This window comes from Verrucomicrobium sp. BvORR034, assembly GCF_000739635.1.
Lineage (GTDB): Bacteria > Verrucomicrobiota > Verrucomicrobiia > Verrucomicrobiales > Verrucomicrobiaceae > Verrucomicrobium.
In genome coordinates this window covers 1-6,968 of the sequence record NZ_BATQ01000103.1, presented here as the reverse complement: position 1 = coordinate 6,968, position 6,968 = coordinate 1, and the positions used below count along the sequence as shown (strand labels likewise).

The 6,968-nt window shown below is 56.0% G+C and carries 8 protein-coding genes and 1 pseudogene; all 9 read right to left on the bottom strand.

What is annotated here, in order from left to right; genetic code table 11:
- Positions 1 to 204: 204 nt before the first annotated feature.
- Positions 205 to 750: a hypothetical protein gene (locus BV034_RS17025; protein ID WP_050028197.1), complete on the bottom strand. Its 546-nt coding sequence runs from the start codon at positions 748 to 750 to the stop codon at positions 205 to 207.
- 55 nt (positions 751 to 805) lie between these two features.
- Positions 806 to 1,513 carry a hypothetical protein gene (locus BV034_RS17020; protein WP_050028196.1) on the bottom strand — a complete coding sequence of 236 codons (708 nt, stop codon included), beginning with the start codon at positions 1,511 to 1,513 and terminating at the stop codon, positions 806 to 808.
- Positions 1,514 to 1,535: 22 nt separating this feature from the next.
- Entirely contained in the window at positions 1,536 to 2,018 is a 483-nt protein-coding gene (locus BV034_RS17015) for a hypothetical protein (protein WP_265593109.1), read from the bottom strand.
- 21 nt (positions 2,019 to 2,039) lie between these two features.
- Complete coding sequence (locus BV034_RS17010) at positions 2,040 to 3,419, bottom strand: IS1380 family transposase (protein WP_050028194.1); 1,380 nt, start codon at positions 3,417 to 3,419, stop codon at positions 2,040 to 2,042.
- Positions 3,420 to 3,553: 134 nt separating this feature from the next.
- The gene (locus tag BV034_RS17005; RefSeq protein ID WP_050028193.1) at positions 3,554 to 4,237 is read right to left on the bottom strand and encodes a hypothetical protein; all 684 of its coding nucleotides are present in this window, start codon (positions 4,235 to 4,237) and stop codon (positions 3,554 to 3,556) included.
- A gap of 117 nt (positions 4,238 to 4,354) precedes the next feature.
- A complete protein-coding gene (locus tag BV034_RS17000; RefSeq protein WP_050028192.1) occupies positions 4,355 to 4,756 on the bottom strand; it encodes a hypothetical protein in 402 nt (133 codons plus the stop codon).
- Between the two features lie 525 nt (positions 4,757 to 5,281).
- Positions 5,282 to 5,746, bottom strand: a complete 465-nt coding sequence (locus BV034_RS16995) for a hypothetical protein (protein WP_265593108.1) — start codon at positions 5,744 to 5,746, stop codon at positions 5,282 to 5,284.
- Between the two features lie 379 nt (positions 5,747 to 6,125).
- Positions 6,126 to 6,620, bottom strand: coding sequence for a type III secretion system chaperone (locus tag BV034_RS16990; protein ID WP_050028190.1), 495 nt, complete (start codon positions 6,618 to 6,620; stop codon positions 6,126 to 6,128).
- A 50-nt stretch (positions 6,621 to 6,670) separates the two neighbouring features.
- Positions 6,671 to 6,968: pseudogene (locus BV034_RS16985) on the bottom strand (hypothetical protein); the annotation flags it as partial.

Here is a 6,968-nt window from a genome sequence, read left to right as displayed (position 1 = left end):
CCATCAAAGTTGCCATCCGATGGATCATCTATCCGATATAACCTAAGCCGGGCGCTTGAGGCTACAGGAATTGCTTCCGACTATCAGGAGTAGGTCCAGAATTGTGATCGGCCTGGTCCTCAGGCTTGAGTGCGCGAGCAAGGAGATCAATGTTCCCCTGTCCGCCGAATCAACAAGGCAATGGGCATAGCCAGCATCAGGCAGTCATTTCAATCGGGGTCTTCCAGCATCGTGGAACCACGTTGCAGCCCCATTCTGTGAAATGAGCGCCATCCTGATGCCTGTGTCGCCGGATGCGAAAATGTTTGCCTTTAGGCTTTCCGTGGCAATCAGCCTCCTCACCGAGCCTTTGAGCCTGAAGAGCATAGCCTGATCCGCGGCGAAATGAGAATTTACCGAGTGAGGCCAACCCTCCTCATGGGGCTGACAGTCCACGATGTTGACACAGTTTAGCATGTAATATTCCTCATTCTTGTGCGGAATTGGACCTATCCACTGCACGGCGCTTCCAAGGAGGGGCACCAATCGCGTTTTGACCTTTGCTTTCACGTAGGGCTGCCAAGAATAGCCGCCGACCCAGTCGTAGGCTTTGTTCTTCTTCAGATATGTCACAAAATCAACTTCTCCCGGCACGTTTAGTATCAGCCCCTCATCCCAGGTAGGGCCAAGCGGATTAGGTTGTCCAATCGCGACATTCGGTTCAATACGGATCGAATCCCCTTCGCAAACGTAGATGTCGTAACAGTTCATAGTTGAGACGATTGCATTGTATGCAGAACAATAGCTTTCGAGGCTGTCCCCGTCCCTACTGCCGCTCCAGCTTGCTTTTGAGATCTTTGACGGCTTGCTTCAGGTTGTTCAACTCAGCCTCAGCCCTCGCACGCTGCTCGATGGCCCCGGTTTCACTGAATATAGCAATCCCCAACTCGTCTCCCCGGCTTTTGTATTTCTCAATGAAGGGTTTGCTTACTACGTAGACGTTCAACCGTTGACCGTTGCGGCGACCTTCATTGAAGCCTTGGGCAGTTACCCAAAATGCATCCTGGTCCAGACCTCCCACCAGTTCGCAATTCTCATTTGTTCTTGTCTCAGCCAGCGTCCACGAGAACACTCGAGGGGACAGCCAGGTGAAGCTGACCCCAAACTTCGAGACAAAGGACTCCCCTTCCAGTGTCATCAAGTCATAGGAAGCCAACGGCTTTCTCGACTTAAGGCTGCCGATGAGGAGCTTGTTAACCTCGTACACCTCGACGACCTCTCTGTCGGAAACTGCCAGCAGCTTCCGGTCTGGGGATGCCTGTATTCTAGGACGCTCCACATATCCTGAGGTCTCCCACGAGTGGTTTGATCGCACCCCCTCTTCTTCGTATTGCACGGTCACCGAGGTGTAGACAGTGGGGTCCTTTGCGCTCTTGCCGTAGGAGATGGTGAGCTCCGAAGCTGCCAAGGATCCGACAATCGATAGGAGGCAAGCGGCGAACACTGCCAGGGCCACTTTAGGGGCGTTGGTCATGGTAAGCGAAAAGGTGTTGTTTTCATTCAATCAAGAAGGACCCAAGTTGGCGTTCCTCGCCCCGCCTTCTGGTTCCATTGCCAAGGTCGATCCACATTTCATCTTCCATGAATTGAATGTGGATCTTGCGCCAACCCTGCTCCTTTTTCCTTTCAGCGAGAAGCGCAACACACTTCCGCCACACCTCGCGGTCTGCAACCCGGTACACCACGATCCAGTTCGATTGTTCTCCCGACCGCCCATAGACCTTAAAATCTGCGTCAGTAAGAGTGCCAAGAATGGTTTTGGCTTCCTTGGTGATAGCCAGCCGTTGGTCTGCTGCTGCCGCTGACGGAAACCCCAGAGGAGGTTTTGAGACGGGTGGGTCCGCCATCGAGATTCCCACTGACGCTGCCGCTGTCAGCATCAATGCGGAGAGCTTCGTGAAGGTGGTAGTGGCGCTCATCTGCAGGCATGAAGCCCATTCCTTGACACTGGGTCGAGACGATAGCATGGGTTTATGCATTGAGTGGTAAACCCTAACGTTTCATAACACCGCGAACCCGAAGCCCTCTAAAGCCGATTTGAGGGCGGGGATGTCCGGCAGCGTCAGCTTCCATTTGCCTTGGGGCCGTGTCAGCCTGCCCACCTGATGCAACACGGTACGGCGTAGCGTCGCCAACTCTGCGAACACCCAGCGCGCCGTGCGCTTGACCCCCAGCGCTCTGGGAGGTGGCAGTTGCTCCATCTGCAACGCCCGCGCCAGATTGTGCGCCAGCAGCGCGCCTAGCAACCAAGTCTGGTTGGCGTGCAAGCGCCGACACGGCACATAGCCCAACTGCACCTGGCTCTTGAGTTCGCCAAACACCTTCTCCTGGCTACCTCGTCCTTCGTGAAGCCGTACCAGCTTGCCTGCGCCCATCGCGTGGTTGGTCAGGATGAGTTTGAAGTCCATGCCCCTTTCGATGGGGCGGAACAAGTCCAGTTGCAGCGGCTCCTTGTCCTGGGTCTCCACCTCCTGGCTCACGAACACAAAGCGTCTGCGGCGACTCCAACTCTTGGGCTTCCAGTGTTGCTCAAAGTAGTGGCTGCCTGCGCGTCCCGGTGTCTGCCACCAGCGCTGCCGGTTGGCAAAAATCCCTTTGAGCGCGGCAAAGCGCTCAAAAGGCACGCTGACGGTGTAGCGCACTTCCAAGGCTTCCAGTTCTTCAATGAGCGCTTCACTGAAGAACGCGCTATCCATGCGCACCTCAATGCGCAATTTGCTCCCCAGCCTTTGACGCACCGCGCGGACGCACTCGTGCACGAACGCTGCCGCACCGTTGGAGTCATGGATGTTGCCACTGCGATGGTGGACATCCAGAACTTGACCCGTTTGAGCCACATGGCAAAACAGAGGGTAGTAGCTGCGCGCGCCCTTCTTTTGCTTGTTGAAGCCCACCGCAGTGCCCTGGGCATGGCGAGAAGTCGACAGGACGCTGCCATCGAAGTCCAGCGTCAGCGTGCGCCAATCCTGCACCGCCATGGCATCGAGCACCACCTCTACATTAAGCCGGCGCAAGGCTTTGACACTAGCTTGGTCGGTACTGGCCAGCAACCGGCTGAGGGTGGGCACGCTAGGGATCTGGCGCAGACCCAGGCACTGACCAACCAGAGGATCATGAGCGTAGAAGTCGCGCTCACGTAAATGACGTCGCCCCAGCAGCAGATGGACCAGCAGGCAGCGAAACATCACGCCATGAGTATACGCACCCGTGGAAGGCAGATGGGTAAAGCAGGCCGCGACTCTGTCCCAGAGCTTGAGACGTGCGAACTGCTCCATGAAAATGACCAAGCCCCCGAAAGCGGTGAGAGATTGAGTGGGAGCAAATTTGAGACTTGGAATGTCTTTGCTGCGGGTGTAGATGGAGCGCCTGGAAACTTTCACTAATGGTGGCTTTTTGTTGGGGTTTTTGCGAAGTGTGGTAACAACGCTTTATCCCATACAAGAAGCCACCGCCAGTGCTTCAGCTCATCATCTGAGCGGGCAGTTTATGAAACTGGGGAGTAAAGAGTTGGGCTCTAACGGGTGTCTCTGGCTTCAGTTAGAAGCGCACAATCCTCTAGCACCTTCTGCGTAGATCGCATGCCGGACGTAGCCGGATTCATGGTCCCGTAGGACTCCACGAGCCTCAACTTGCCTTTCCGAGCCGCGATCCATGCCCGGCATTCACGCGTCAGGTTGGTGTTGTTGGGGCCCAATCGGGCGGCTATTCCCGGAAAAGCGCGCCGTATGAAGGCGAACAGTCGATTGGAAACCCATGGTGCTTCTGCCTTGTCGGCGGCGGTGAAGAGTGCATCCAAGGCATCAACTCCGTTCGACTCGACGATGAAGCGTTCGACAAGCGTGTAGTGCATTTCCCCTGGAGGGCAACGCGTGAGCACGGCGAGAAGCGACTCGCTCGTCTTTGAGTTCACCGCCGCTGTGAGCAATCTCCTTCGAAAGACCTCGTCGAAGACCACCTGGGAATCCCCTCTCGCAGCGCTCAAGTGGCCCCATTTTTCCAGTTCGTCAGGAGCATCAATGGGGAGCATACGCATCAAGCTCTCCAATTGCTCCTGATACTTCACGCGCCCAATGCAGGCTGCCGAAGCTTGCTCGCCTTCCCAACGCTGCCTGATCAGGTCGAGCTCGTCCGCCTTCACTTCCAGGGGCAAGAGCGAGAAAAGTGCTGCTGTGATCAGTAGTGTTGCCCTTGTGATCATAGTTTGATCTTTGTGGCCCTCGATGTCGCGAAGCTTTGCTGCGTTTAGTCAGAACGGCTTTCAACGATCGTCGCGCAAGACTCCGGCAAGTGCTGGACCGAACGGTGGAACAGGTGGTTACGGTCGGAACAGAATGCTTCTGATCGATCCGTCTGGATTGTAGATGGTGTTGGCGTATCGCTCGGGCGAAGAACTGATGAGCTTTCTGATCACCTGTAAACGACCTTGATCGTCGAACAAGTGGGTTTCCTTAACCTGGCCACCGGAGTATACCTCGGCGGCGAGGGGCGTGCCATCGGGCTTGAAGAACGATTTACGCCGGAGTTTGCCGGAAGTGTAGGTCTCCACTGCAAAGACCCTGTCACCCAAGAGAATGTATTTCCTGAACGTGTTCCCCTGTGTCTTACCGGTAACCTCGTACATCGGCAGTGACTCGTCCCATTCATTCTTGCCTGTCTTCCCCGTGGTGGCGCAACTCGTGGCGAACATTGTGACACACACAAGCGCTGCGAGGGACATTGTCCGAAGGCTTATCCGGCAGTGTTGCAGGGAGAATCGTGATCTTGTTTTCTGAAGTGAGTCGGGGGCGGACAGACGTGGCAGCTTCATATGGGGGCACTGAGCAGGGGTACTTTTCGCGGTAGGAAAGCCGTGTTCTACAGTGTGTTGCGCAACAGACGGTCGCGCGGTTTTGTTCCGTGCGCCTACCCATTAAAACCGTTGTTTTGAAATGCAAGATATTCGATGGCGCTGTGAACACATTTTGACGGGTTGAGAGGTGCGCTTTTCAAATCGAGAAGTTGTCGGGCGACGATTCGTTACCTCAAATGCATCTCAGGCCTAAAACCCCCACGGGTAGCAAACCTACGCGAGGTTGAAAGGCCTCCCCTGTTCGCGGTTCGGACTTTTGGTGGCCGCAGCAAGCGTAGCGCCAGTTCGACTGAGCAAACTAAAGTTTGTACTACAAACAGCTTCCCATGGCGATGGCAACATCTGTGCCTTTGGCTCGTTTGAGGGCCGGATCTGATTCTCAGATGGCGAATGCTATTCCAACAAGAAGGCTTTCAATAAGCGTTCCTCACCCCGCCTGGAATTGCCATTGCCCAGATCTTCCCAGACTTCTTTTTCAAAGAACTGGATGAAGATCGTCCTCCAACCTTGTTTCTTCTTCTCTTCAGCAAGTCGTTCTGCGACCTTGGGCCAGATGGCGCTATCATTGACGCCGTAGATGTAAAGCCAAATGGATCTTTCGCCTGCATTTGCTCCGACTTTGAAGCCAGTATCCGAAAGGTCATCGAGAATGAGCTTCGTGAAACCAAAGACGGCTCTGCGTTCTTCGTTGGAAGCCGCGGATTTGAAGCCCATTTGAGGTTTCTTGACTTCACTGGTATCTGCTGTGGCTGTTCCCCCGGCAAGCGTCAGGGAAAGCGCAGCAATCAAAACTAAATGAAGTGGTTTCCCACATGCCGCCTCGAGACCGCCTTGATTGGATCTTTGAACGCTTTTCATTGCATTGGAATTCTTTTACCCAAAATTGCGCCCTCTACACAGTCTTGCCATCATTGCGACTCTGGCAAGACTGGAGGCGGCTCGACTATCGTAAATTGCTCCGTGGACGGGCGATAGTGCAGCTGCTTCAGCCTGCCTGTAGAGAGGTCCTTCGTCGTAATGGTATACCCGACCAGCCGCCCTCGATGCCTGCGCTCAACAATCGACACCACCCGTTCGGAGGGAGCCAAGTTGCTCTGCAGGGCTTTTGACACCTTTTGCGGAAGATTCTCGGTCGATAGCCGCCTGTCTATCGGGCCATAGTCGACGCATGCAGGCTGACTGATTACTAAGAGTATCAGGAGCGCCGCACTTGGAATGAGACTGGAACTTGAGCCGCTCACACCCGCATCCCCCACCCCAGTCCGGGCAGGCCCTCGTCTCCCCGATTGCCCCATTCTTGAGCGAGGGTTTCTGGCCCCACTTCATCCAGGCGCAGGGCGACGAGGTTCTCCTCCCAGTCTTCGGCGACGTTGATGAGGTTGTCGATGATCTTGGAAAAGCGCTCCAAGGCCAGGTGTTGCACGGGTTCGCTGTAACACAGCATGACGCGGCCTTCGAAGTCCATGCCGAGGGTGGCACCGCCGGTGCCCATCCAGAGGACGTTGGCGGCGAGCATGAAGGTGGCCGTCTTGGCTCGGTGTTCCTCGGCCACGGTGCCGAGCTCGATGACGAAGGCGAGCATGCCGGTCTCCACATCCAGTTGGAACTGGACGGTGAGGTCGTCGTCCACCGTGATGGCGCAAAAGCCCTCGAGGGTGGGCTCCAGGCCCGCGACCTGAATGACGGTCCCGTATTCGGTGAGGAGGTTGCGGAAGATCTCGTCGTGGTTCATGGAAATCAATCGATCAATCGGTCGGTAAACGTAGCAACGAGCACCCAGCATCAGGACTTCATGGCCAGCATGATGGAGAGCACCACGTCATCGCGGTGGCTGGACTTGGGCCCCTCTGACTCAGGCGGCTTGTCGGGATCGGGGACCTTAGTCATGTCCACCCCCAGCTTGGTGAGGGTCTCACGGGCCTGGGCGCGGACGCCGGGATCACTGTCGCGGCTGGTGGCGAGTTCGTACAGGGCCTTGGCGTTCTGCTCGCGGGCTTGCCCCAGGGTTCCTGAAGCCCGTTTTGCGAGGCCGTTGACCCACTTGGCAATGGTGCACACGCCCCTGGCAATGCCAAAGGCG

Coding starts and splice junctions, on each gene's coding strand:
- BV034_RS17000 (WP_050028192.1), bottom strand. CDS start 4,756: ATGTCCCTCGCAGCGCTTGTGTGTGTCACAATGTTCGCCACGAGTTGC.
- BV034_RS17005 (WP_050028193.1), bottom strand. CDS start 4,237: ATGATCACAAGGGCAACACTACTGATCACAGCAGCACTTTTCTCGCTC.
- BV034_RS16990 (WP_050028190.1), bottom strand. CDS start 6,620: ATGAACCACGACGAGATCTTCCGCAACCTCCTCACCGAATACGGGACC.
- BV034_RS17025 (WP_050028197.1), bottom strand. CDS start 750: ATGAACTGTTACGACATCTACGTTTGCGAAGGGGATTCGATCCGTATT.
- BV034_RS16995 (WP_265593108.1), bottom strand. CDS start 5,746: ATGAAAAGCGTTCAAAGATCCAATCAAGGCGGTCTCGAGGCGGCATGT.
- BV034_RS17015 (WP_265593109.1), bottom strand. CDS start 2,018: ATGCATAAACCCATGCTATCGTCTCGACCCAGTGTCAAGGAATGGGCT.
- BV034_RS17020 (WP_050028196.1), bottom strand. CDS start 1,513: ATGACCAACGCCCCTAAAGTGGCCCTGGCAGTGTTCGCCGCTTGCCTC.